Raw genomic sequence first — 22,837 nt, forward strand, 5'->3', positions numbered from 1 at the left:
TCACGGCTCACGACCCGGCGTTGACGTTGGCGAAGACGACGGCGGCGATCGCCAGGACCAGGGAGCCGGCGAGCAGCGCGCTGAGATAGGTCTGCACGTTGCCGGTCTGGGCGCGGCGGACGGCGGCGCCGAGCAGGCGCGTTCCGGCGCCGGAGCCGCGTACGTAGGTGTCGACGACCTCGCGGTCCAGGAAGCGGACCAGGCGCGCGGCGGCCCGCACGGGGCGGACGAACAGCGCCGTGTACAGGGCGTCGAGGTGGAAGCCGGTGGCGGCGTGGCGGTGGAGCGGGCCGAGCAGGAGGCGGCCCGGGTCGGCCGGGTCGGGGGCGTCGCCGGCGGGGCCGTAGGCGGCGGTGTGCGCGGTCAGCGCCTCGGCCTCGACGAGGGCGGGCTCGGCGTCGGGGTGGGGGGCGAGGGTGCCGACGGCGGTCCGGGCGGCGAGCGCCGAGGTGTGGCGCCAGGCGCCGTAGGTGATGAGGCCGCCGATGAGTCCGACGCCGGTGGAGAGGACGGCGGTGGTGAGGGACGGGGTGAGGCCGTGGCCGTCGAACCAGTCCCCGATCGCGCCGACGGTCAGGCCGAAGGCGATGGTGGGGACGGCGAGGACCCACAGGACGGCGGTCATGGCGACGGGCTGGCGGCCGTGGTCCGGGACCTCGGCGCCGCGGCCCCGGAAGGCGAGGAGCCAGAGGCGGGTGGCGTACGCGGCGGTGAGGGCGGCGGCGATCAGCCCGGCGACCAGGACGGTCCAGCCGGCGGCGGCCGGGGCGACGTGCCGCTCCCCGAGCGCGGTGTGCTCGGCGGCGACGAGGACGGCTTCCTTGGAGAAGAAGCCGGCGAACGGCGGGATGGCGGCGAGCGCGAGCAGGGCGACGGTCATCGTCCAGCAGGCGTCCGGGATGCGCTTCGCCAGGCCGCCCATGCGGGACATGGCGGCCAGTGAGTTGGTTCCGGCGGCGTGGATGACGACGCCGGCCGCGAGGAAGAGGACGGCCTTGAACGCGCCGTGTGAGAGGAGGTGGAAGACGGCGGCGCCGCGGTCGCCGACGGCCAGGGCCCCGGCCATGTAGCCGAGCTGTCCGATCGTCGAGTAGGCGAGGACGCGCTTGATGTCGTCCTGGGCGAGGGCGGCGAGCCCGGAGCCGGTCATCGTGACCGCCGCCATCACGGCGAGGACGACGAGGGCCGCGCCGGACTGGGCGAAGACGGGGAGGAGCCGGGCCACGAAGTAGATGCCGGCGGCGACCATCGTCGCGGCGTGGATCAGCGCGGAGACGGGGGTGGGACCGGCCATGGCGTCGGGCAGCCAGGTGTGCAGGGGGAACTGCGCGGACTTGCCGGCCACGCCCGCGAGCAGCAGCAGGGCGATGAGCGTGGGGTGGTCGAGGCCGCCGCCCGCGACGGCGCCCAGGACGCGGGTGATGCGGAACGAGCCGGTGTCGGCGGCGAGGGCGAACAGGCCGATCAGGAACGGCACGTCGCCGAGCTTGGTGACCAGGAAAGCCTTCAGGGAGGCGGCGCGGGCCTCGGGCGTCTCCCAGTAGTGGCCGACGAGGAAGTACGAGCAGATGCCCATGACCTCCCAGCCGACCAGGAGCACCATCAGGTCGCCGGAGTAGACGACGAGCAGCATCGCGGAGGTGAAGAGGGAGACGAGCGCGGCGTAGGAGGGGTAGCGGGGGTCGTCGCGCAGATAGGCGGTCGAGTAGATCTGCACGCAGGTGGCGACGAGCCCGACCAGGACGGCGACGAGGACGGCGAAGCCGTCGAGGTGCAGGGCGAGGTCGATCGGCACCGACCCGGTGGGGGTGAGCGGGGTCGCCGCGTCGACGGCCGGTCCGCCGCCCTGCCGCCGGGCGACGACGGCGGCGAGCACGAAGGAGGCGAGGGTGGGCAGTACGGCGAGGGGGCGTACGAAGCCGGGGGCGGTGCGTCCGACGAGCAGTCCGGCAGCGGCGCCGAGGAACGGGAGGAGGGGGACGAGGACGGCGAGGGTCGTGGTGTTCACGCGGTGGCCTCAGCCTTCTTTGCCTTCCCTGCCGCAGCAGTGGTCCGGTCTTCGGTGTCGGGGTCGCCGGGGTGTGCCGCGTCGTCGGGGAGCGTCTCGGCGGCGTCGGTCTCGGCGGTGTCCCGGAGGCGGTCGATGTCCGAGGTGCCGCGGTTGCGGTACACGGCGAGGACGACGGCGAGCCCGATGCCGATCTCCGCCGCCGCGACGGCGATGGTGAAGAGGGTGAGGGCCTGGCCGGCGTGCAGGGTGTCGCGGAGCCAGACGTCGAAGGCCACCAGGTTGAGGTTGACGGCGTTGAGCATCAGCTCGACGGACATCAGGACCAGGATCGCGTTGCGGCGGGCGAGCACCCCGTACAGGCCGGTGCAGAAGAGGAGGACGGCGAGCACGGCGGGGTAGGCGAGATGCATCAGCTCTGCTCCTTGCCGCGGTCGGCGCGTTTGCGGGACAGGACGACCGCGCCGACGAGGGCGGCGAGCAGCAGGACGGAGAGCGCCTCGAACGGCAGCACCCAGTGCCGGAAGAGGAAGACGCCGGTCACCTCGGTGGAGCCGCCGGCCGGTCCGCCGAGGTCGATCCAGGTGGTGCGGAAGGCGTCGACGACGACCCAGACGAGCGTGCCCGCGGCGGCGGCCGCGACGGCGAGCGCCGCCCAGCGGTTGCCGGAGTCGGCGTCCGGGGAGCGGCCGATGGGGGCCTTGGTGAGCATCAGCCCGAAGAGGAGGAGGACGACCACGGAACCGACGTAGATCAGCACCTGCACCCAGGCGATGAACTCGGCGGTGAGCAGGAGGTACTCGACGGCGAGACCGCCGAGCGCCACGACCAGCCAGAGCGCGGCGTGCACCAGTTGCCGGGTGGTGACGGTGGCGAGCGCGGCGCCGAGGGTGGCGACGCCGACGAGCACGAAGACGATCTCGACGCCCGTCGGGGACAGGAATCCGGAGGGCGCGGAGGGGACGGAGGGGAGGGACTGGGCGGCGTCGGCGGCGGTCCGGGCCGCGGCGGCGACGGACCGGGCCGCGGCGGCTGCGAGGCTCACTCCTTGCCCTCCTGTTCTTCCCGTTCGTCCTGTTCACCCTGTTCACCAGGTGAGCCCTGTTCGTGCTGTTCGCCCTGTTCGTCACGGGCCTGCCGGGCCTGTTCGGCCTGTTCGGCCTCCTTGGCGCGCTGGGCCGCGAGCTTCTCCGCCGTCTTGCGGGCGGCGGCGATCTCCTTCGGCTCCTCGGCGCCCGGGTCGAGCGCGGGCGGTTCCGGTACGGTCCACATCCACTCGCGCAGCTTGTCGCGCTCATGGGTGAGTTCGAGGATGTCCGTCTCGGCGTACTCGAACTCCGGCGACCAGAACAGGGCGTCGAAGGGGCACACCTCGATGCAGATGCCGCAGTACATGCAGAGCGAGAAATCGATCGCGAAGCGGTCGAGGACGTTGCGGCTGCGTTCGCGTCCGCCGGGGGCCGCGGCCGGCACCGTCTCCTTGTGGGAGTCGATGTAGATGCACCAGTCGGGGCACTCGCGGGCGCAGAGCATGCAGACCGTGCAGTTCTCCTCGAACAGCGCGATCACGCCGCGGGACCGGGGCGGGAGTTCGGGCTGGACGTCCGGGTACTGCGCGGTGACGTTCTTCCGCGTCATCGTCCGCAGGGTGACGGCCAGGCCCTTGGCCAGGCCTGAGCCGGGGAACCCGGACCGGGAGGGCGCGGGTGTGCCGCCCGGGGAGGGCGGGAGGGGCGCGGCCATCAGTTGATCGCCACCTTCACGATGCCGGTGAGCGCGATCTGCGCGAGAGCGAGCGGGATGAGCGTGGTCCAGGCGAGCTTCTGGAGCTGGTCCTCGCGGAGCCGCGGGTAGCTCACCCGCAGCCAGATGACGACGAAGGCGAGGACCGCGGTCTTCAGGAGCGTCCAGACCCAGCCAAGACCGTCGGCGCCGAACGGGCCGTGCCAGCCGCCGAGGAAGAGCACGGTGGTCAGTCCGCACAGCACGACGATGCCCGCGTACTCGGCGAGCAGGAACAGCGCGAAGCGCAACCCGGTGTACTCGGTGTACGCGCCGAAGATGATCTCCGAGTCCGCGACCGGCATGTCGAACGGCGGGCGCTGGAGCTCGGCGAGTCCGGCGACGAAGAAGACCAGCGCGCCGGTGATCTGCCAGGGCAGCCACCACCACTCGAAGGCGTCGAGGATGCCCGGGAGCGAGACGGTGCCGGCCGCCATCGCGACGGAGGCGGCGGCGAGCAGCATCGGCAGTTCGTACGCGAGCAGCTGGGCGGCCGTGCGCAACCCGCCGAGCAGGGAGAACTTGTTGGCGGACGCCCAGCCCGCCATCAGCGAGCCGAGCACGCCGACGCCCATCACGGCGAGCACGAAGAAGACGCCCGCGTCGACCACCTGGCCGACCGCGCCCTCGCCCGGACCGATCGGGATGACGAGGAGCACGAGCAGATACGGGAGGAGCGCGACGGCCGGCGCGAGCTGGAAGACCCGCCGGTCGGCCTCGGCCGGTACGACGTCCTCCTTCTGCGCGAACTTCACGCCGTCCGCGACAAGCTGCGCCCAGCCGTGGAAGCCGCCCGCGTACATGGGTCCGAGGCGGCCCTGCATATGGGCCATCACCTTGTGCTCGGTCTGGCCCACGACGAGCGGCAGGACCATGAACGCCACGAAGACGATGACGAGCCGGAGGGCGACGTCGAGTACGTCGTTCACGCGGTATCGCCTCCGTCGGGGCGCTCGGGAGCATCGGGCGGGGTGGATACGTCCGGCCGGGAGTCGTTCGGGGCCGGCGGCTCGTCCGGGACCGGCCGGGAGTCGTCCGGCCGGGGAGCGCCGGGGGCGCCGGGCTCGCCGGGGGCTTCGGATTCAGGCGTGGTGTCGGATGCGGGCGCCGTTCCCGGTTCCGAGCGTGTGTCCGGCTCGGAACGCGTATCGGGTCCGGACGCCGTGTCCGGCCCGGGTGCGGGCCCGGCGGGGGCGCCGGGGGTCGGGTCGAAGGCCGGGCGGGCGTGGTGCCAGGGGGCGTCGCCGCTCCCGGTCCTCGGCCTCCGGCCGGACGGTGACGGGGCCGGGCCGGTCGACGGCGGCTGCTGTGCCGCCTCCGCCGAGGGTGTCCCCGCCTCCGCCGAAGGCGTCGCGGACGCGCCGGATCCCGCCGTGCCCGTGCCGGGCGTGCCCGCGCCGCTCGTACCCGCGTCGGTCGCGTCCGCGCCGGGCGTGCCCGGCTCGGTCCGGCCCGGGGCGGCGGCGTCGCGGCGCTGGCTCGCGGAGCCCTGGGAAGCGGAGCGCGTGCGGCGCGGGCCAGCCGGGGCCGCCGTCCCACCCGACGGGGCCGCCGCGCCCGTTCCGGGCGTGCCCGGCTCGGTCGGGCCTGGCTCAGCAACATCGCGGCGCTGGCTCGCGGAGCCCTGGGAGGCGCTGCGGGCGCGGCGCGGGGGCGGCGCGGGGGCGGCGTCCGGCGCGGCGGCGGCCGGGGCCGGCCGCTGGCCGGCCGAGCCCTCGCTCGCGCTGCGGGTCCGCCGTGCCGGGCGGTCGCCCGCCGCACGCGGGGTGCGGGCGGGGCGCGAAGGGGCGGGCGGGAGCTGCCCCTTCAGGGGCCCCCACTCGTTCGGGTCGGGGACGCCGGGCGGCAGCATGGTGCGCCGCTTCGGGCCGCCGTGCTCCGACTCGCCCGGCTCCTTCGCGCCCGGCCACGCCTTGGCGACGCGAGCCGCCAGCACGAAGTCCTTGCGCAGCGGGTGGCCCTCGAACCCCTCGGGCAGCAGCAGCGGCACCAGATGGGGGTGGCCCTCGAAGCCGATGCCGAACATCTCGTGCGTCTCGCGCTCGTGCCAGGAGGCGCCCGCGTAGACGTGGACGGCCGTGGGGAGCGTGGCGGCGTCGTGCGGCACGGTCGTACGGACGAGGAGCCGCCGGACCCGGCCCCTGGACGGGGCCACGACATGGGCGCAGACCCGGAAGCCGGCGCCCGGCTCGTCGACCGCGCTCAGCCAGTCGAAGAAGGTGCAGCCCAGCCGGTCGCGGGCCGTTTCGAGGGCGGCGATCCAGGACTCCGCGGGCACGTCGACGGTCAGCAGGTCGTACGCGTACTCGGCCGTCGCGCCCTCGCCGAAGAGGTCGGCGGCGGCGTCCGGCAGCCGGTCGTAGGCGCCCTCGTCGTACACGTCCCGGGCGTCGGAGCCCTGCCCGGCCGCGTCCCGGGCGGTCTTCTCCCGGTCGTCCCGGGCCGGGTCACCGGTGCCGGGGCGGTCCGTTCCGGGGTGTTCCGTCCCGGTCACTTCGGCTCCTCCCCGGGGGCCGGCGGGGCGGCGACCAGGCCGCTGCGCAGCGCGGCGGTGCTGGGCCGGCTGCCGCCGCCCACCCCGTAGCGCGCGCCCAGCGACTCGCGGGCGATCTTCTCCTGGAGCTTGAGGATGCCCTGGAGCAGCGCCTCGGGCCGGGGCGGGCAGCCGGGTACGTAGACGTCGACCGGGATGATCTGGTCGACCCCCTTCGTCACGGAGTACGAGTCCCAGTACGGGCCGCCGCAGTTGGAACAGGCGCCGAAGGAGATGACGTACTTGGGCTCGGGCATCTGCTCGTAGAGCCGCTTCACGGCCGGGGCCATCTTGTCCGTCACCGTGCCGGAGACGATCATGAGGTCGGCCTGGCGGGGTCCGGGCGCGAACGGGATCACGCCGAGCCGGATGAAGTCGTGCCGGGCCATGGAGGCGGCGATGAACTCGATGGCGCAGCAGGCGAGCCCGAAGTTGAAGACCCAGAGGCTGTAGCGGCGGCCCCAGTTCAGGACCACCTTCATCGGCTCCGGGGCCAGGCGCGACAGGACGCCGAGCCGCTTGGGCTCCGGCAGGAACGTCGGAGCGTGCCGCGGTTCGCCGCCCGCTTCGGGAGCCGACGGGGCGGAGCCCGCCCCGGAAGCCGTCCGGGCGGCCGCCTCGGGCCGGTGCTCGGGGGGCGTCGGGCTGGTCACGTCCATTCGAGGACGCCCTTCTTCCATGCGTAGAGCAGTCCTACGGCCAGGAAGCCGAGGAAGACGAACATCTCCACCAGGGTCGTCGCCCCGTATCCGGGTGCGGCGAACACGGTCGCCCACGGGAACAGGAAGATCGAGTCGACGGCGAAGATCACGTACAGGAACGCGTAGACGTAATAACGGACCTGGGTATGAGCCCATCCTTCACCCACCGGGTCCACGCCGCATTCGTACGTCAGGAGCTTTTCCGGGGTGGGGACCACGGGGCGCAGCAGCCGCCCGGCGCCGAAGGCGACGGCGACGAACAGCACGCCGATCACGGCGAGCAGTCCGACCACCGCGTAGCCGTGGAAGTAGTCCGACGCGAGAACGGTCGATTCCGGCAGGTCCGCCACTCCGCCCCTCGCTCCCTGAATCCCGTTCGACGTTTTCGACGATTCCGACGACGCCGATTTCGACGACGTCGTACGCACGGGAGTCTAGGCCCTGTTAAAGGGAGGGTAAGCGGCCCCGTCGGACAACGGGTGGGGTTATCCCCACTCCACGCCACCCACGGACCCCATGGCATGCGCGGTCCCCGCCCGGCAGGCTGGGCGCATGACCATGAGCCCCCTCGTGCCCGCCGACGACGCACCGCCGCCCGCCCGCCTGGCCCTCGACCGGTGGGCGTGGAAGGAGTTGGCCCATCTCCTGGCGAACCTTCCCATGGCCGTGGCCGGTTTCGTTTACACGGTGTTCATGATCGCCGTGGGCGTGGGGCTGTCGGTCTCGGTGATCGGGCTGCCGCTGCTCGCCGTCGGTCTGCACGGGGCGCGGCTGGTCGGCAGGGCCGAGCGGGGCCGGGCGCGGGCGATGCTCGGGGTGCGGATCGACGAGCCCAGCCCGATGGTGCTGTCCCGGTCGGAGCAGGGGTTCTTCCCGTGGCTGTGGTCCAGCCTCAAGGACCCGGTGGGCTGGCGGGCGGCGCTGTACTCCTTCATCCGGCTGCCGTGGGGGGTCCTGACCTTCGGTGTGGTGTGCGTGAGCTTCTTCCTGCTGTGGCCGGTGCTCCCGTTCATCACGCGGTTCCTCGCCAACGCCGACCGGGCGATGGTGCGCGGGCTGCTGTCGCCCTCGGACGAGCTGGAGCGCCGGATCGCGGAGCTGGAGTCGGACCGGGGGGTGGTCGTGGACACCGCCGCCGCCGACCTGCGCCGCATCGAACGCGACCTCCACGACGGCGCACAGGCCCGCCTCGTCGCCCTCGCCATGGACCTCGGCCTCGCCAAGGAGAAGCTCACCGACGACCCCGGGGCCGCCGCCCGCATGGTCGACGAGGCCCACGGCGAGGTGAAGACCGCCCTCCAGGAACTCCGCGACCTCGCCCGGGGCATCCACCCCGCCGTCCTCACCGACCGAGGACTCGACGCCGCACTCTCCTCCATCGCCTCCCGCTGCACCGTCCCCGTGACGGTGACGGCGGATCTGCCGGCGCGCCCGGCGGCGGCGATCGAGGGCATCGCGTACTTCACGGTGTCGGAGCTGCTGCAGAACGTCAGCAAGCACAGCGGGGCGCGCTCAGCGTCCGTCGAGGTGTGGCGGGCCGGCGACCGGCTCATGCTCCAGGTCACCGACGACGGCCGCGGCGGCGCGCGGCTGGACGGCGGTACGGGCATGGCGGGCCTGGCCGAGCGGCTGGGCGCCGTCGACGGGCTGTTCGTCCTGGACTCGCCGGTGGGCGGCCCCACGACGATCACCGCGGAGCTGCCCTGGCGGGACCGGGAGCAGGAGCGGGGCGGCCGGGACCGGGGCCGGCAGTGGGACCGGAAGGGGACCGCGTAGCGGAACGCGCCGCCGCCCTCTGCCACTGCCCTCTGCCGCCCTCTGCCACCGCCCTCTGCCACCGCCCTCTGCCGCCGCACGCACCCGGCCCGCCGCGCGCCCCGCCCCCGGTGGGCCGCGCGGCGGGCCGCGTCGCGCGCCCGTCCGCTCCGGGACGCCCGCCCCACCGCCCTCCCGAGGTGGGGAAAACCCCCGGCCGAAGACGGATACCGCCCTCATGGCGGGCGATGCCCGGGGTCCAGCACCCTTGGGTCATGGCCGGAAGCCCTCGTGCTACCGGCTCTCCCCAGCCCGAGACGGAAGCCCCAGCGGACCGCCGAGAAGAAACGGACTCCATCCATGGTCACGGCATACGGACCTGGCACCCGGGACCACCAGCGGTCCGGAGCCGGTCTTGAGGACCACCCCCCGGTGAAGCACGTGCTCCCCGCCGCGCTGCGCGCGCCCTTCGAGGCCAGGACCTTGCGCGAACTCGGTCACCTCACGCTGAGCCTGGTGGTCTCCCCGGTCCTGTTCGCCCTGTCGCTGGGCCTGACGACCGCGGGCGTCAGCACGCTGATCACCTTCCTCGGGGTGCCGATCCTGGCCGCCGCGCTGGGCATGTGCCGCGGCTTCGGCGCGTTCGAGCGGGCCCGCGCGCGCGGGCTGCTGCACCTGGACGTCGCGGCCCCGGAGCCGGTGCGCGGCCGGACCGACGGCCTGATGTCCTGGATGGGCGCGATGCTCAAGAACGGGGCGTCCTGGCGGCACCTTCTCTACATGCTGCTGCACTTCCCGTGGGCGCTGTTCGCCGGCATCGTCTCGCTGACGTTCTGGACGACCGGGTGGGCCGTCTTCACCTATCCGCTGTGGCGGTGGGTGTTCCCGACGTACGTGGGGACCGGCGGCATCCAGCTGTACGGCGACGACCACCACCAGATCTACCTGGACTCGCCGCTGGAGATCGCCGCGACCAGCGTGTGCGGCCTGGCGCTGGTGCTGTTCACGCCGTGGCTGATCCGCGGGCTGGCGAACGTGGACCGGCTGCTGGTGGCGGGGCTGCTCGGCCCGTCCCGGCTGGCCACCCGCGTCAGCGAGCTGGAGTCGGACCGGGGGGTGGTCGTGGACACCGCCGCCGCCGACCTGCGCCGCATCGAACGCGACCTCCACGACGGCGCACAGGCCCGCCTCGTCGCCCTCGCCATGGACCTCGGCCTCGCCAAGGAGAAGCTCACCGACGACCCCGGGGCCGCCGCCCGCATGGTCGACGAGGCCCACGGCGAGGTGAAGACCGCCCTCCAGGAACTCCGCGACCTCGCCCGGGGCATCCACCCCGCCGTCCTCACCGACCGAGGACTCGACGCCGCACTCTCCTCCATCGCCTCCCGCTGCACCGTCCCCGTCGCCGTCGAGGTCGACCTGACGTCCCGGCCCGCCCAGGCCATCGAGGGCATCGCCTACTTCACGGTGTCGGAGCTGCTCCAGAACGTCAGCAAGCACAGCGGGGCCCGCTCCGCCTCCGTCGACGTGTGGCGGGCCGGCGACCGGCTCATGCTCCAGGTCACCGACGACGGCCGCGGCGGCGCCGACCTCTCCGCGGGCAGCGGACTCGCCGGGCTGGCCGAGCGGCTGGGCGCGGTGGACGGCGTGCTCGTCGTGGACTCCCCGCCGGGCGGCCCGACGCGGGTCACCGCCGAGCTGCCCTGGCGCGGCTGACCCCGCCCCGGGCGAAGGGGCACGGCGCACCTCCCCCGCGCCGTGCCCCTTTCCCGCGCCCCTTTCCCATGCCCTTTTCTTTCCCGCGCCCCGGTGCACGCCCCTTCGCCGCCCTCCGCGCCCCGGCTCCTTCCTTCCGTCCGTCCCCGCGCTCCCCAGCCCCTTCTCCCTTCCCCCGCTTCCTCGGCGTCCCTTCGCATCCGGTGCTCCCGGCCGCCTCCCGGGCTTCGTTTCCGAGCCTGCGGGGCGGGTGGGAGCACGAAACCGCGGATACTGGGATGCTGAACGCCGCACGGGCGGGATCCGCGAGGAGCGCGGGACCGGCCGGCGGCGGGGACCAGCGAGCGGTACGGGACCGGCGCGCAGGGCGCGGGGCCGGACGGACAGTGGGGGAAACGGCTTCATGGTGGAGGACAGGGTGCGGGTGGTCATCGCCGAGGATTCGGTACTGCTCCGGGAAGGGCTCACCCGCCTGCTGACCGATCTCGGGCACGAGGTCGTCGCCGGGGTGGGCGACGCCGAGGCGCTGATCAAGACGGTGCGGGACCTGGCCGGCGAGGACGCGCTGCCCGACGTGGTGGTCGCCGACGTGCGGATGCCGCCGACCCACACCGACGAGGGCGTCCGGGCGGCCGTGCGGCTGCGCAAGGAGTACCCCTCGATCGGGGTCCTGGTCCTCTCGCAGTACGTGGAGGAGCGGTACGCGACCGAGCTGCTGGCCGGTTCCACCCGGGGCGTCGGCTATCTGCTCAAGGACCGGGTCGCCGAGGTCCGGGAGTTCGTGGACGCGGTGGTCCGGGTGGCGCGCGGCGGCACAGCGCTGGACCCGGAGGTGGTGGCACAGCTGCTGGGCCGCAGCCGCAAGCAGGACGTCCTGGCCGGGCTGACGCCGCGCGAGCGGGAGGTCCTCGGTCTGATGGCGGAGGGGCGGACGAACTCCGCGGTGGCCAGGCAGCTGGTGGTGAGCGACGGCGCCGTGGAGAAGCACGTCAGCAACATCTTCCTGAAGCTGGGCCTGTCCCCCAGTGAGGGGGATCACCGGCGGGTGTTGGCCGTGCTGACCTACCTGAACTCCTGATCACCTGACACTCTGTCAGATACCTGCCGGGCGTCTCCGGGGGGGCGCGGCCATTGCGGGCGGCCCCTCCTCGACGCCCCCGGAGGTGGGTCCCCGCCCCGGTCGGGGCAGGATCTCCCCCGCCGGGGTCCTACAACCAAAGAATGAGCACACAGCGTCTTCATCGAACGACTGGGGGGGTCCGCGAACCATGACAAACCGGTACCAAAGCGCGTCTCAAAATCATGTCCACCATATGAGCGGTCCAGGGAAGGCGACCCTTACGGTCGTAGGGTGGGACCCGGGACCGTCGGTGGGCCGGCCGGTCCCGAGCCGCCGCGAGGGAGGTCCAGTTCAGTGACCAGCCAGGTCAGTAGCCCAGCCGGACAGGCCGATGAGGCCGGCGAGGCGCTCGCCGGGGGGCCCCGGGCCTCTCGCCCCGGTTCCTCGGGCGCCGGGGACAAGGAGGTGCGCCGCCTCGACCGTGTGATCATCCGGTTCGCGGGTGACTCGGGCGACGGCATGCAGCTCACCGGCGACCGGTTCACGTCGGAGACGGCGTCCTTCGGGAACGACCTCTCCACGCTGCCGAACTTCCCGGCCGAGATCCGGGCGCCCGCCGGCACCCTGCCGGGCGTCTCGTCGTTCCAGCTGCACTTCGCGGACCACGACATCCTGACGCCGGGGGACGCCCCGAACGTGCTGGTCGCGATGAACCCGGCCGCGCTGAAGGCGAACATCGGGGACGTGCCGCGCGGCGCCGAGATCATCGTGAACACCGACGAGTTCACCAAGCGCCCGATGGCGAAGGTCGGCTACGACAGCAACCCGCTGGAGGACGGCTCGCTGGACGGCTACAGCGTCCACCCGGTGCCGCTGACCACGCTCACCATCGAGGCGCTCAAGGAGTTCGGGCTCTCCCGCAAGGAGGCCGAGCGCAGCAAGAACATGTTCGCGCTGGGTCTGCTGTCGTGGATGTACCACCGGCCGACCGAGGGCACCGAGGCGTTCCTGCGGGCCAAGTTCGCGAAGAAGCCGCAGATCGCGGAGGCGAACGTGGCCGCGTTCCGGGCGGGGTGGAACTTCGGCGAGACGACCGAGGACTTCGCCGTGTCCTACGAGGTCGCACCCGCCACGCAGGCGTTCCCGACGGGCACGTACCGCAACATCTCGGGGAACCTGGCCCTGTCGTACGGGCTGATCGCCGCGGCCCGGCAGGCGGACCTGCCGCTGTACCTGGGCTCGTACCCGATCACCCCGGCCTCCGACATCCTGCACGAGCTGAGCCGGCACAAGAACTTCGGCGTGCGCACCTTCCAGGCCGAGGACGAGATCGCGGGCATCGGCGCGGCGCTGGGCGCGGCCTTCGGCGGTTCGCTGGCGGTGACGACGACGTCGGGGCCGGGTGTGGCGCTGAAGTCGGAGACGATCGGCCTCGCGGTCTCCCTGGAGCTGCCGCTGCTGGTCGTGGACATCCAGCGGGGCGGGCCGTCGACCGGTCTGCCGACCAAGACCGAGCAGGCGGACCTGCTGCAGGCGATGTACGGGCGCAACGGCGAGGCCCCGGTGCCGGTCGTGGCCCCCCGCACCCCGGCGGACTGCTTCGACGCGGCGCTGGACGCCGCGCGGATCGCGCTGACGTACCGCACCCCGGTGTTCCTGCTCTCGGACGGCTATCTGGCCAACGGCTCCGAGCCGTGGAAGATCCCCGAGCTCGACGAGCTGCCCGATCTTCGGGTCCGGTTCGCCACCGGCCCGAACCACGAACTGGCCGACGGCACCGAGGTGTTCTGGCCCTACAAGCGGGACCCGCAGACCCTGGCCCGCCCCTGGGCCGTCCCCGGCACCCCCGGTCTCGAACACCGCATCGGCGGCATCGAGAAGCAGGACGGCACCGGCAACATCTCCTACGACCCGGCCAACCACGACTTCATGGTCCGCACCCGGCAGGCGAAGATCGACGGCATCGCCGTCCCCGACGTCGAGGTCGACGACCCGGACGGCGCGCGCACCCTGGTCCTGGGCTGGGGCTCCACCTACGGCCCGATCACCGCCGCGGTGCGCCGGCTGCGCGCCGCCGGGCGCCCCGTCGCCCAGGCGCACCTGCGTCACCTCAACCCCTTCCCGGGGAACCTCGGCGAGGTGCTGGGCCGTTACGAGAAGGTGGTCGTGCCGGAGATGAACCTCGGCCAGCTCGCCGCCCTCGTGCGGGCCAGGTATCTCGTCGACGTCCACAGCCACAACCAGGTCAACGGAATGCCGTTCAAGGCCGAACAGCTCGCGACGGCTCTCGAGGAGGCCATCGATGCCTGACACCAACGAACTCCTCCAGCTGGTGCCCCGGGCCGAGGCCAAGCAGTCCATGAAGGACTTCAAGTCGGACCAGGAGGTGCGCTGGTGCCCCGGCTGCGGGGACTACGCCGTCCTCGCGGCCGTCCAGGGCTTCATGCCCGAGCTGGGCCTGGCCAAGGAGAACATCGTCTTCGTCTCCGGCATCGGCTGCTCCTCCCGCTTCCCGTACTACATGAACACCTACGGGATGCACTCCATCCACGGCCGCGCCCCGGCCATCGCCACCGGGCTCGCCACCTCCCGCCGCGATCTGTCGGTCTGGGTCGTCACCGGCGACGGCGACGCCCTGTCCATCGGCGGCAACCACCTCATCCACGCGCTGCGCCGCAACGTCAACCTGAAGATCCTGCTGTTCAACAACCGGATCTACGGGCTCACCAAGGGCCAGTACTCCCCCACCTCCGAGACCGGCAAGATCACCAAGTCGACGCCGATGGGCTCCCTCGACGCCCCGTTCAACCCGGTGTCGCTGGCCCTGGGCGCGGAGGCGTCGTTCGTCGCCCGCACGATCGACTCCGACCGCAAGCACCTCACGAGCGTGCTGCGCGCCGCCGCCGATCACCCGGGCACGGCGCTGGTGGAGATCTACCAGAACTGCAACATCTTCAACGACGGCGCCTTCGAGGCGCTCAAGGACAGGGACCGGGCGCAGGACGCGGTGATCCGCCTGGAGCACGGCGAGCCGATCCGCTTCGGCGCGCCGGCCGAGGACGGTCTCGGCTCCAAGGGCGTCGTCCGCGACCCCGCCACCGGCGACCTGGAGGTCGTCGCGGTCACCGACGACACCCGGTCGCGGATCCTGGTCCACGACGCGCGCGCCGCGTCCCCGACCACGGCCTTCGCGCTGTCCCGGCTCGCCGACGCCGACACCCTGCACCAGACCCCCATCGGGGTGCTGCGCAGCGTCGAGCGGCCGGTCTACGACACGCAGATGGCCGAACAGCTCGACGCCGCCGTCGAGCGGAACGGCAAGGGCGACCTGGCCGCCCTGCTCGCGGGCAACGACACCTGGACCGTCGTCGGCTGACGGCCGGCCCGCGAGGATCTGACGCTCCGGGATCGCCGGACGGGTTGAAATTCCGGCCCGTCCGGCGTTTGCGCGCCGGGGGGCGGCCCTCCGGGCCCCCACCATGGGGCCATGACCCTGGACCGTCCCGTGTACCGCATCAAGCGGCGTCTGCTCGGCCGGCCGCTCACCACCGAGCGCATCGCCGAGGAGAAACTGAACAACCGGACGGCGCTCGGCGTGCTCGCCTCGGACTGCATCAGCTCGTCCGCGTACGGCTCCGAGGAGATGCTCCGGGTCCTGGTCCCCGTCGTCGGCGCGGCGGCGTTCACCCTGCTCATGCCGGTGACCGGCGCGATCCTGCTGGTCCTGCTGCTGCTGACGCTCTGCTACAGCGATGTGGTGATGATCTACACCCGGGCGGGCGGCTCGTACGTCGTCGCCCGGGAGAACTTCGGGCCGGACGTGGCGCAGATCGCCGCCGTGGCGCTGCTCGTGGACTACATCGTCACCGTCGCCGTGCAGGTCTCCGCCGGCACCAACGCCCTGATCTCGCTCGCCCATCTGGTGGGCGGCGAGTTCACCGGGCTGGACCACCTCCAGCTGCCGGTGTCCGTCGCGGTGATCGTGATCCTGGCGTACGGGAATCTGCGCGGGGTCCGGGAGGCGGGCCGCGCCTTCGCGCTGCCCGCCTATCTCTTCATGGCGGCGGTCGGCCTGATCCTGCTGGTCGGGACGGTGCGCGGGCTGACGAGCGGGCTGCCGCACGCCGATCTGACCGCCGCGGGGGTGGTGCCGGTGGGCACCCCGGGCGAGGGCTGGCTGTACGGGGCCGCGCTCTTCATCGTGCTGCGCTCGTTCGCCAACGGGGGTTCGTCGCTGACCGGGCTGGAGGCGATCTCCAACGGCATCTCCACCTTCCGCGAACCGCAGGGCCGCAACGCCCGCCGCACCCTGATCGCCATGAGCCTGATCCTCGGCGTCCTCGTGCTGGGGGTGTCCACGATGGCGCACTTCACCCATGCCGTGCCGTATGCGGACGGCACCCCGACGGTCATCGCGCAGGAGGCCCATCTGGCGTTCGGCGGCGGCCCGCTGGGCACGGCCGGGCTGGTCTTCGTGCAGCTGGCGACGGCGCTGGTGCTGTACACCGGGGCCAACACGCCGTTCACCGGTTTCCCGTACCTGGCGAGCTTCGTGGCCGCTGACCGCTTCCTGCCCCGGCAGCTGACCCGGCGCGGGCACCGGCTGGCGTTCTCCAACGGCATCATCGCGCTGACCGTGGTCGCGCTGGCGCTGCTGCTGGTGACCGGGGCCAGCGTGGACCGGCTGGTGGCGCTGTACGCGATCGGCGTGTTCACCGCCTTCACCATGGCCGGGGCCGGGCTCGCCGCGTACCACCTGCGGCGCCGCGAGCCGTACCGACGCCTGAAGATCATGGTCAACGCGCTGGCCGCGGGCGTCTCGGCCGCGGTGGTGCTGATCTTCGCCGTCACCAAGTTCACCGAGGGCGCCTGGCTGGTCGTGGTCGTCTTCCCGCTCGGCGTGTGGGGGCTGATGCGGATCAACCGCGAGTACCGGCGCGAGGCGGCGGCCCTGGAGAACCTCCCGACGCCGGGCGTCGTCCGGGCCCGCTACCGCCGCCATCTGGTCATGGTCCTCGTCGAGACGCTGGACCTGGCCACGCTGAAGGCGCTGCGGTACGCGCAGGAGCTGCGGCCGGACGAGATCCGGGCGGTGCACTTCGCGATCGACGAGGCGTACGCCAGACGGCTGGCCGCCCAGTGGGGCACGACGGCCGCCACCCCGGTGCCGCTGGAGCTGGTGGCGTGCCCGGACCGGCGGCTGCGGCACGCGATGCTCCAGCTCGCCTCGCGCACCACGGAGGCCGGGGACACCTGGCTGACGGTGCTGGTGCCCCGGCGGACGTACGGCAATGTGCTCGGCAAGCTGCTGCACCGGGGCACCGGCGAGCAGATGGCGAAGACGCTGGGGCGGCTGCCGCACGTGGCGGTGACGGTTCTGCCGTTCGACGTGTCGCGGGCGCTGCTGGAGCTGGAGGAGGGGCGGGCGGGCCGGCCGGACTGACGACGGCGACGCTTCCCCGGGGGGGCCGGGGTTCCCGGGTTCCCGAGCCCCGGGCGCCCAGGAACCCGAGAACCCCGGGCCGGTCCCGGACGGTCTACGCCTGGCGGGCCTTCTCCCGGTCGTAGCTCTCGCGGGCCGACTGCACCGCGTCCAGGCTGCGTTCCGTCCAGCGGGCCAGCGCCCACACCTGCTCGGCCGCCTCCCGGCCCAGCGCGGTGAGCGAGTAGTCCACCCGCGGCGGGATCACCGGCTTGGCGTCCCGGTGCACGAAACCGTCGCGCTCCAGCGTCTGAAGGGTCTGGGCCAGCATCTTCTCGCTGACCCCGCCGACCGTGCGGCGCAGCTCGCTGAAGCGGTACGAGCGCTCCAGCAGCGCGGCGAGCACCAGCACCCCCCAGCGGCTGGTCACATGCTCGAGCACCAGCCGGGAGGGGCACATCGGCTGGTTCACATCGGGCGGGCGGGCCTCGGGCCCGCGTTCCACAGCACTCACGCTCATACCAGTACCTTACTTCAAAGTGGGTACTTTCCGCGAGTTAGTACCCCCCTTACAGTTAGTTTCAAGGCCGACCTGGACCAGCGCCACCGAAAGAACGAAAGAAGAGGGCAAACCCCATGAGCATCGTCGTCACCGGAGCCACCGGAGAGCTCGGCCGTCTCGTCGTCGAGCGGCTGCTGGCCACCGTGCCCGCGGCCGGGATCGCCGCCGTCGTACGGAACGAGGAGAAGGCGGCCCCGCTCGCCGCCCGGGGCGTCGAGGTCCGGGTCGCCGACTACGACCGCCCCGAGACCCTGAAGGACGCCTTCCGGGCCGGCGACCGCGTGCTGCTCATCTCCGGCAGCGAGGTCGGCCGGCGGGTCCCGCAGCACACCGCCGTCATCGACGCGGCCACGGTGGCGGGCGTCGCGCAGCTCGCGTACACCGGCATCCTGGGCGGCCCCGACGCCGACTTCGACCTGGCCGCCGAGCACAAGGTCACCGAGCGCCTGATCCTCGAATCCGGCCTGCCGCACACCTTCCTGCGCAACGGCTGGTACACCGAGAACTACACCGCCAACCTCGCCCCCGTCCTGGAGCACGGCGCCGTCGTCGCCAACGCGGGCGACGGACGGGTCGCCTCCGCCACCCGCGCCGACTACGCCGCCGCCGCGGCCGCCGTCCTGACCGGCGAGGGCCACATCGGCGCGACGTACGAGCTGAGCGGCGACGTCGCCTGGTCGTTCGCGGAGTACGCGGCGGAGGTCGCCCGGGCCACCGGCAAGGAGATCGTCTACCGGAACGTCCCGGCCGCCGAGCACCAGGCGATCCTGGTCGGCGCCGGCGTGCCCGAGCCCTTCGCCGCGATCCTGGTCGACGTGGACGCCGCGATCGAGCGCGGGCGGCTCGCCGGCGCCAGCGGCGACCTGGCGCGGCTGATCGGCCGCCCGACGACCCCGCTCGCCGAGACGGTGGCCGCGGCGGTCGCGTAGCCCCGCCGCGCGGCCCCGCCGTCGCGCCGCCGCCGGGTCGCGTCGGGCCGCCGTCGCAGCGGACGCGACGCCCCGCCCACCGCGTGACATCCGGCACACGCGCGCGCCGCGCGGCCGGGGGCGGCCCCTCCCCCGGCCGGTCGCCGGGCCGCCGCGCCCCTTGCGTCCCGCCCCATGGCCACACCCGCCCCAGGGGCCTCCGTGTCATGACCGTATGACAGTACGGCCATGACACGAGGCCCCCGGCGGCGCTACCGTCGTGCGGTCGGCGACGTGTTCGACGGAGACAGGCCGGGAGGGGTCCGTGGGGTCCATGAAGGGGACGAACGAGCAGCGGACCGGACTGCTGTCCGGCATAGGCGCCTACGGGCTGTGGGGCATCGTCCCCCTGTTCTGGCCGCTGCTGAAGCCCGCCGGCGCGATCGAGATCCTCGCCCACCGCATGGTCTGGTCCCTCGCGGTCGTCGGCGTGGCCCTGCTGGCGCTGCGCCGGTGGTCCTGGATGGGCGAGCTGATCCGGCAGCCGCGGAAGCTCGGCCTGGTGTCGGTCGCGGCGGCCGTGATCACGGTCAACTGGGGCCTGTACATCTGGGCCGTGAACAACGGCCAGGTCGTCGAGGCGTCACTGGGCTACTTCATCAATCCGCTGGTCACCATCGCCATGGGCGTGCTGCTGCTGGGCGAGCGACTGCGCCCCGTGCAGTGGGTCGCGGTGGGGACCGGCGCGGCGGCGGTGCTGGTGCTGGCGATCGGGTACGGGCGGCTGCCGTGGATCTCGCTGACGCTGGCGTTCTCCTTCGCGGTCTACGGCCTGGTGAAGAAGAAGGTCGCCATGGGCGGGCTGGAATCGCTCACCGCCGAGACCGCCGTGCTGTTCCTGCCCGCCCTCGGCTATCTGCTCTGGCTGAGCGGGCGGGGCGAGTCGACGTTCGGCTCCGAGGGCCTCGGCCACGCGGCCCTGCTGGCCGCGACGGGGATCGTCACGGCCACCCCGCTCGTGCTGTTCGGGGCGGCGGCGATCCGGGTGCCGCTTTCCACGCTGGGGCTGCTGCAGTACCTCGCGCCGGTGTTCCAGTTCGTCCTGGGCATTCTGTACTTCCACGAGGAGATGCCGCCGGAGCGCTGGGCCGGTTTCGCCCTGGTGTGGCTGGCGCTCGCCCTGCTGACCTGGGAGGCGTTCCGCACGGCACGCCGGACGCGGGCACGGGCGGCGTCGGCCCGGGCGTCACGGACGGCGGCGCGCCCGGCGCCCACGACGGGCCCGGACCCCGACTCGCCCGCCGCCCCGCCGGCCGGGGACTCCACCGCGACCCCGGCGCCCTGACCCGCTCTCCCGGCACACCGCCCCGCACGCCCGGCACGCCGCGCCGCACGCCCGCCCGAACCCCGAAAGACAACTCGGTTGCTTTTTTAACTCAGTTACGTTTTGCTGGACATCCACGGACCCACGACCGAGGAGCCCGCATGTCCGCTGCCGCACCCGTCGCCCAGGTACTGATCATCGGCTCGGGCCCGACCGGCCTGACCCTGGCCTGCGACCTGGCCCGCCGCTCCGTCGATGTACGGATCATCGACAAGTCCACCGATTTCCCGCGCACCTCACGGGCCAAGGGGCCCAATCCCCGCTCCCTGGAGGTGCTGGAGGATCTGGGGGTGGCGGACCGGGTGCTGGCCGCGAGCACGCCGCCGCCGCCGATGCGGAAGTACCGGAACGGACTGCAGGTCGCCGACGCCGACCCGTTCGAGGCGTCGCGTCCGGCGCCGGACGCCCCCTACGACCGTCCGCGGCTCATCGCCCAGTGGCGGCTGGAGGAGATCCTCCGCGACCGCCTCGCGGAGCACGGGGTCGAGGTGGAGCTGGGCGCGGAGGCGACCGGGCTGACGCAGGGCCCGGGATCGGTGACGGTCGCGCTCGCCGACGGCCGGAGCGTCGAGGCGCGGTACGCGGTGGGCTGCGACGGCGGCCACAGCCCGGTGCGCAAGCTGCTGGGCGTCGCCTTCGAGGGGCGGACGGCCGAGGAGCAGAGCATGGTCTGCGGGGACGTCACGGCGGACGGCCCCGACCGCCGCTACTGGCACCAGTGGTTCGACGAGGACGGCGCCGTGATGCTGTGCCCGATCCCGGGCACCCGGTCGGGCTGGTGGTTCCAGGCGGGGCCGGAGCGGGACGGGGCCGGCACGCCCGTGCCACCCTCGCTGGAGAGCTTCCGCCGGCTCTTCGCCCGGCACACCGGGCTGCCGGGCGACCGCCTCTCGCGGGCCGAGCTGCTGTCCACGTACCGGGTCAACGAGCGCATGGCCGACCGCTACCGGGTGGGCCGGGTGCTGCTGGCCGGGGACGCCGCGCACGTGCACTCCATCGCGGGCGGGCTGGGCATGAACACCGGCATCCAGGACGCGTACAACCTGGGCTGGAAGCTCGCCCTGGTCGTAACCGGACGGGCGGCCCCCGGCCTGCTGGACACGTACGAGGAGGAGCGGCTCCCGGTGGCGGCACGCACGCTGGGCATCACGGCGGAGCGACTGCGGGTCACGCTCGAAGCGATCAAGGAGCCGGGCGGGGGCCTGGACGCGGCGGTCGGCCCGGAGACCCTGGGGCTGGGCCCGGGCGACGGCTACCGATGGAGCTCGCTCGCACGGGACGCGCGCGGCGGCCTCGACGGTGACGACGCCGACGGCGACGCCCGCGGGGTGCGTCGCGGCGAGGCCGGTGGCGGCGGCCGCCCGGCCGCGGTCTCGCCCACCGGCCGGGACAGCGGCCGGAGCACCGCCCCGAACGCCGCCCCGGAGGCCGCCCCGGACACCGCCCCCGGACCCGGCCGGGACACCGCCCCGCGCGCGGGCGACCGCGCCCCGGACGCGCCCTGCCGTGACGCCGCGACGGGTGCGCCGGTCCGCCTGTTCGAGGTGTTCGCCGGGCCGCACTTCACCCTCCTGGGCTTCGGCCCGGGCACGGCGGGCGCGCTGCGCGCCGCGGCGGCGGAGTACGGGGGCCTGCTGCGGGTCTCCGGGGTGGACGCGGGAACCCCGCAGGGCCTCGACGACGTGGCGGGCCACGCCCGTTCGGCGTACGGCATCACGCGGGACACGCTGGTCCTGGTCCGTCCGGACAACCATGTGGGGCTGATCGCGCCCGCCGGGGACGGCCGGGCGGTCGGGGGCTACCTGGACCGCCTCCTCGGCCGGGCGTCGGCCGGCTGAGCGCCGCCACGCGCCCACCATGGTCCGTACGGCGTTCCGTACCGCCTTCCGCACGGCGCTCCGTACGGCATTCAGGCGGGCTTTGACCGCGTCACGGTGAGTCGTCGTAGAACTACTATCTGTTTATATTCTTCTGACGTGCCATGAGCCAGTCCACGAGTCAGCCCATGTGCATGTCCGGTGGCGTCCGCGTGCTCCTGCGCACCGTCGTCGCGACCCTGTCCACCCTGTCCTTCCTCGTCTGCGAGGCGTCGCCCACGGCGCACGCGGCGTCCGGGCCGCCCCTCGCGGCGCGCGAGGCCGCGCAGGGGGCGGCCTCGCAGGAAGGCGCACGGGAGGCCGCGCAGGAGGGGTCGGGGCCGCTCCCCGCGGCCCTGGGCGGGCCGGACGCCGGTTCCGCCGGGCTCGCCGGCGCCGCGGGGCTCGCGCTCACCGCCGCCGGGCTGCTGGCCGCCGCCGGGGCCGTGGGCGCCGGCAGCCTCCGCGCGATGCGCCGCGCACGGGGCTGAGCGGCGACCGGCAACGGCCGCGGCGTGCGCCGCGGGCCGGCGCCGCAGCCGCAGCCCCGGCGAGGTCTCGATCCGGGCGGGCGGCATGCCCGAGTGTCCGGGCGGCCCGTCCCCGCCCCGGGACCGGCCGGTCTCAGTCCTTCGCCACGTCCTGCGGGTACCAGCGCAGCTCGACCGTGTTGCCGTCCGGGTCGCGGACGTACACCGACTGCGCCGTGCCCCGGGCGCCGGAACGGCTGACCGGGCCCTCCAGCACGGTGAAGACGCCCGAGTCGATGACCTCCCGCCAGTCCAGCGGCTCCACGACCAGGCAGATGTGATCGACGTTCGACTCCGAGCGCGGCTTGCCCAGCAGATCGATGATCATGCTCGGGCTGACCCGCACCGACGGGAACGGGAACTCACCGGCCCGCCATTCCTCCACCTTGATCGGCTCCAGGCCGAGAGGACCGCAGTAGAACTCCAGGGAGCGCTCGACGTCCCGCACGTTGAGCACCAGGTGATCGAAGTCCTTGACCTTCACTCGCACGACAGAAACAACCTTTCAGCCATTCGGTCACTACCATTCGGGCGTCTCGGGGGTACCGCGGAAGCCGGGGCGTCGGGACGGACGCGATCAGCTCCATGTCGCCCGCCGGACGCTCGTTCCCTCCCACGGA

At 73.4% G+C, this 22,837-nt stretch carries 20 protein-coding genes; 10 read left to right on the forward strand and 10 right to left on the reverse strand.

The features are described 5' to 3' along the window. Positions 1-7 precede the first annotated feature (7 nt). The 8 genes from WA762_RS08970 to WA762_RS09005 form a co-directional block, all read right to left on the reverse strand. The gene (locus WA762_RS08970) at positions 8-2,008 is read right to left on the reverse strand and encodes an NADH-quinone oxidoreductase subunit 5 family protein (RefSeq protein ID WP_335934584.1); all 2,001 of its coding nucleotides are present in this window, start codon (positions 2,006-2,008) and stop codon (positions 8-10) included. Continuing rightward, complete coding sequence (nuoK, locus tag WA762_RS08975) at positions 2,005-2,421, reverse strand: NADH-quinone oxidoreductase subunit NuoK (RefSeq protein WP_335934586.1); 417 nt, start codon at positions 2,419-2,421, stop codon at positions 2,005-2,007. The genes WA762_RS08970 and nuoK overlap by 4 nt, the downstream gene beginning before the upstream one ends. Next, entirely contained in the window at positions 2,421-3,053 is a 633-nt protein-coding gene (locus tag WA762_RS08980; RefSeq protein ID WP_443080547.1) for an NADH-quinone oxidoreductase subunit J family protein, read from the reverse strand. Before WA762_RS08980 ends, nuoK begins: the two co-directional genes overlap by 1 nt. Continuing rightward, on the reverse strand, positions 3,050-3,751 hold the full coding sequence (locus WA762_RS08985) for a NuoI/complex I 23 kDa subunit family protein (protein ID WP_335934588.1): 702 nt from the start codon (positions 3,749-3,751) through the stop codon (positions 3,050-3,052). The genes WA762_RS08980 and WA762_RS08985 overlap by 4 nt, the downstream gene beginning before the upstream one ends. Next, positions 3,751-4,719: a complex I subunit 1/NuoH family protein gene (locus tag WA762_RS08990; protein WP_335934589.1), complete on the reverse strand. Its 969-nt coding sequence runs from the start codon at positions 4,717-4,719 to the stop codon at positions 3,751-3,753. The genes WA762_RS08985 and WA762_RS08990 overlap by 1 nt, the downstream gene beginning before the upstream one ends. Further along, positions 4,716-6,170, reverse strand: a complete 1,455-nt coding sequence (locus WA762_RS08995) for an NADH-quinone oxidoreductase subunit C (protein WP_335934652.1) — start codon at positions 6,168-6,170, stop codon at positions 4,716-4,718. Before WA762_RS08995 ends, WA762_RS08990 begins: the two co-directional genes overlap by 4 nt. A gap of 110 nt (positions 6,171-6,280) precedes the next feature. Further along, positions 6,281-6,982, reverse strand: coding sequence for an NADH-quinone oxidoreductase subunit B (locus WA762_RS09000; RefSeq protein ID WP_335934591.1), 702 nt, complete (start codon positions 6,980-6,982; stop codon positions 6,281-6,283). After that, the gene (locus WA762_RS09005; protein WP_335934593.1) at positions 6,973-7,374 is read right to left on the reverse strand and encodes an NADH-quinone oxidoreductase subunit A; all 402 of its coding nucleotides are present in this window, start codon (positions 7,372-7,374) and stop codon (positions 6,973-6,975) included. Before WA762_RS09005 ends, WA762_RS09000 begins: the two co-directional genes overlap by 10 nt. A gap of 202 nt (positions 7,375-7,576) precedes the next feature. Between WA762_RS09005 and WA762_RS09010 the strand changes: the two genes are divergently transcribed. The 6 genes from WA762_RS09010 (at position 7,577) to WA762_RS09035 (ending at position 16,998) form a co-directional block, all read left to right on the forward strand. Continuing rightward, on the forward strand, positions 7,577-8,800 hold the full coding sequence (locus tag WA762_RS09010) for a sensor histidine kinase (RefSeq protein ID WP_335934595.1): 1,224 nt from the start codon (positions 7,577-7,579) through the stop codon (positions 8,798-8,800). A gap of 339 nt (positions 8,801-9,139) precedes the next feature. Continuing rightward, positions 9,140-10,495, forward strand: a complete 1,356-nt coding sequence (locus tag WA762_RS09015) for a sensor histidine kinase (protein WP_335934597.1) — start codon at positions 9,140-9,142, stop codon at positions 10,493-10,495. Positions 10,496-10,898: 403 nt separating this feature from the next. Next, positions 10,899-11,573 carry a response regulator transcription factor gene (locus tag WA762_RS09020; RefSeq protein ID WP_335934599.1) on the forward strand — a complete coding sequence of 225 codons (675 nt, stop codon included), beginning with the start codon at positions 10,899-10,901 and terminating at the stop codon, positions 11,571-11,573. A gap of 336 nt (positions 11,574-11,909) precedes the next feature. Then, a complete protein-coding gene (locus WA762_RS09025) occupies positions 11,910-13,865 on the forward strand; it encodes a 2-oxoacid:acceptor oxidoreductase subunit alpha (RefSeq protein ID WP_335934602.1) in 1,956 nt (651 codons plus the stop codon). Continuing rightward, positions 13,858-14,931, forward strand: coding sequence for a 2-oxoacid:ferredoxin oxidoreductase subunit beta (locus WA762_RS09030; protein ID WP_335934604.1), 1,074 nt, complete (start codon positions 13,858-13,860; stop codon positions 14,929-14,931). Before WA762_RS09025 ends, WA762_RS09030 begins: the two co-directional genes overlap by 8 nt. A 111-nt stretch (positions 14,932-15,042) precedes the next feature. Then, entirely contained in the window at positions 15,043-16,998 is a 1,956-nt protein-coding gene (locus tag WA762_RS09035) for an APC family permease (RefSeq protein ID WP_335934606.1), read from the forward strand. A gap of 94 nt (positions 16,999-17,092) precedes the next feature. Here WA762_RS09035 and WA762_RS09040 read toward each other — a convergent pair whose 3' ends face one another. Next, positions 17,093-17,497 (reverse strand): winged helix-turn-helix transcriptional regulator, encoded by a 405-nt coding sequence (locus WA762_RS09040; protein WP_335934607.1) that lies wholly within the window; start codon positions 17,495-17,497, stop codon positions 17,093-17,095. 116 nt (positions 17,498-17,613) lie between these two features. Here WA762_RS09040 and WA762_RS09045 point away from each other — a divergent pair, with 116 nt between their 5' ends. The 4 genes from WA762_RS09045 (at position 17,614) to WA762_RS09060 (ending at position 22,178) form a co-directional block, all read left to right on the forward strand. Next, the gene (locus tag WA762_RS09045) at positions 17,614-18,468 is read left to right on the forward strand and encodes an SDR family oxidoreductase (protein ID WP_335934609.1); all 855 of its coding nucleotides are present in this window, start codon (positions 17,614-17,616) and stop codon (positions 18,466-18,468) included. 313 nt (positions 18,469-18,781) lie between these two features. Then, positions 18,782-19,792, forward strand: a complete 1,011-nt coding sequence (gene rarD / locus WA762_RS09050) for an EamA family transporter RarD (RefSeq protein ID WP_335934611.1) — start codon at positions 18,782-18,784, stop codon at positions 19,790-19,792. A gap of 140 nt (positions 19,793-19,932) precedes the next feature. After that, positions 19,933-21,669, forward strand: coding sequence for an FAD-dependent monooxygenase (locus WA762_RS09055; protein ID WP_335934613.1), 1,737 nt, complete (start codon positions 19,933-19,935; stop codon positions 21,667-21,669). A gap of 143 nt (positions 21,670-21,812) precedes the next feature. Then, positions 21,813-22,178, forward strand: a complete 366-nt coding sequence (locus WA762_RS09060) for a hypothetical protein (RefSeq protein WP_335934614.1) — start codon at positions 21,813-21,815, stop codon at positions 22,176-22,178. Positions 22,179-22,311: 133 nt separating this feature from the next. Here the strand turns inward: WA762_RS09060 and WA762_RS09065 are convergent, their stop codons facing one another. Beyond that, positions 22,312-22,701: a VOC family protein gene (locus WA762_RS09065; protein WP_335934654.1), complete on the reverse strand. Its 390-nt coding sequence runs from the start codon at positions 22,699-22,701 to the stop codon at positions 22,312-22,314. Positions 22,702-22,837: the final 136 nt, after the last annotated feature.

Source organism: Streptomyces tyrfis, from assembly GCF_037034285.1.
Classification (GTDB): domain Bacteria; phylum Actinomycetota; class Actinomycetes; order Streptomycetales; family Streptomycetaceae; genus Streptomyces.

Bases quoted from the DNA above. Each gene is read 5' to 3' on its own strand.
- nuoK (WP_335934586.1), bottom strand. From the start codon at position 2,421: ATGCATCTCGCCTACCCCGCCGTGCTCGCCGTCCTCCTCTTCTGCACC.
- WA762_RS08985 (WP_335934588.1), bottom strand. From the start codon at position 3,751: ATGGCCGCGCCCCTCCCGCCCTCCCCGGGCGGCACACCCGCGCCCTCC.
- WA762_RS09000 (WP_335934591.1), bottom strand. From the start codon at position 6,982: ATGGACGTGACCAGCCCGACGCCCCCCGAGCACCGGCCCGAGGCGGCC.
- WA762_RS09010 (WP_335934595.1), top strand. From the start codon at position 7,577: ATGACCATGAGCCCCCTCGTGCCCGCCGACGACGCACCGCCGCCCGCC.
- WA762_RS09015 (WP_335934597.1), top strand. From the start codon at position 9,140: ATGGTCACGGCATACGGACCTGGCACCCGGGACCACCAGCGGTCCGGA.
- WA762_RS09020 (WP_335934599.1), top strand. From the start codon at position 10,899: ATGGTGGAGGACAGGGTGCGGGTGGTCATCGCCGAGGATTCGGTACTG.
- WA762_RS09030 (WP_335934604.1), top strand. From the start codon at position 13,858: ATGCCTGACACCAACGAACTCCTCCAGCTGGTGCCCCGGGCCGAGGCC.
- WA762_RS09035 (WP_335934606.1), top strand. From the start codon at position 15,043: ATGACCCTGGACCGTCCCGTGTACCGCATCAAGCGGCGTCTGCTCGGC.
- WA762_RS09040 (WP_335934607.1), bottom strand. From the start codon at position 17,497: ATGAGCGTGAGTGCTGTGGAACGCGGGCCCGAGGCCCGCCCGCCCGAT.
- WA762_RS09045 (WP_335934609.1), top strand. From the start codon at position 17,614: ATGAGCATCGTCGTCACCGGAGCCACCGGAGAGCTCGGCCGTCTCGTC.
- rarD (WP_335934611.1), top strand. From the start codon at position 18,782: ATGAAGGGGACGAACGAGCAGCGGACCGGACTGCTGTCCGGCATAGGC.
- WA762_RS09055 (WP_335934613.1), top strand. From the start codon at position 19,933: ATGTCCGCTGCCGCACCCGTCGCCCAGGTACTGATCATCGGCTCGGGC.
- WA762_RS09060 (WP_335934614.1), top strand. From the start codon at position 21,813: ATGAGCCAGTCCACGAGTCAGCCCATGTGCATGTCCGGTGGCGTCCGC.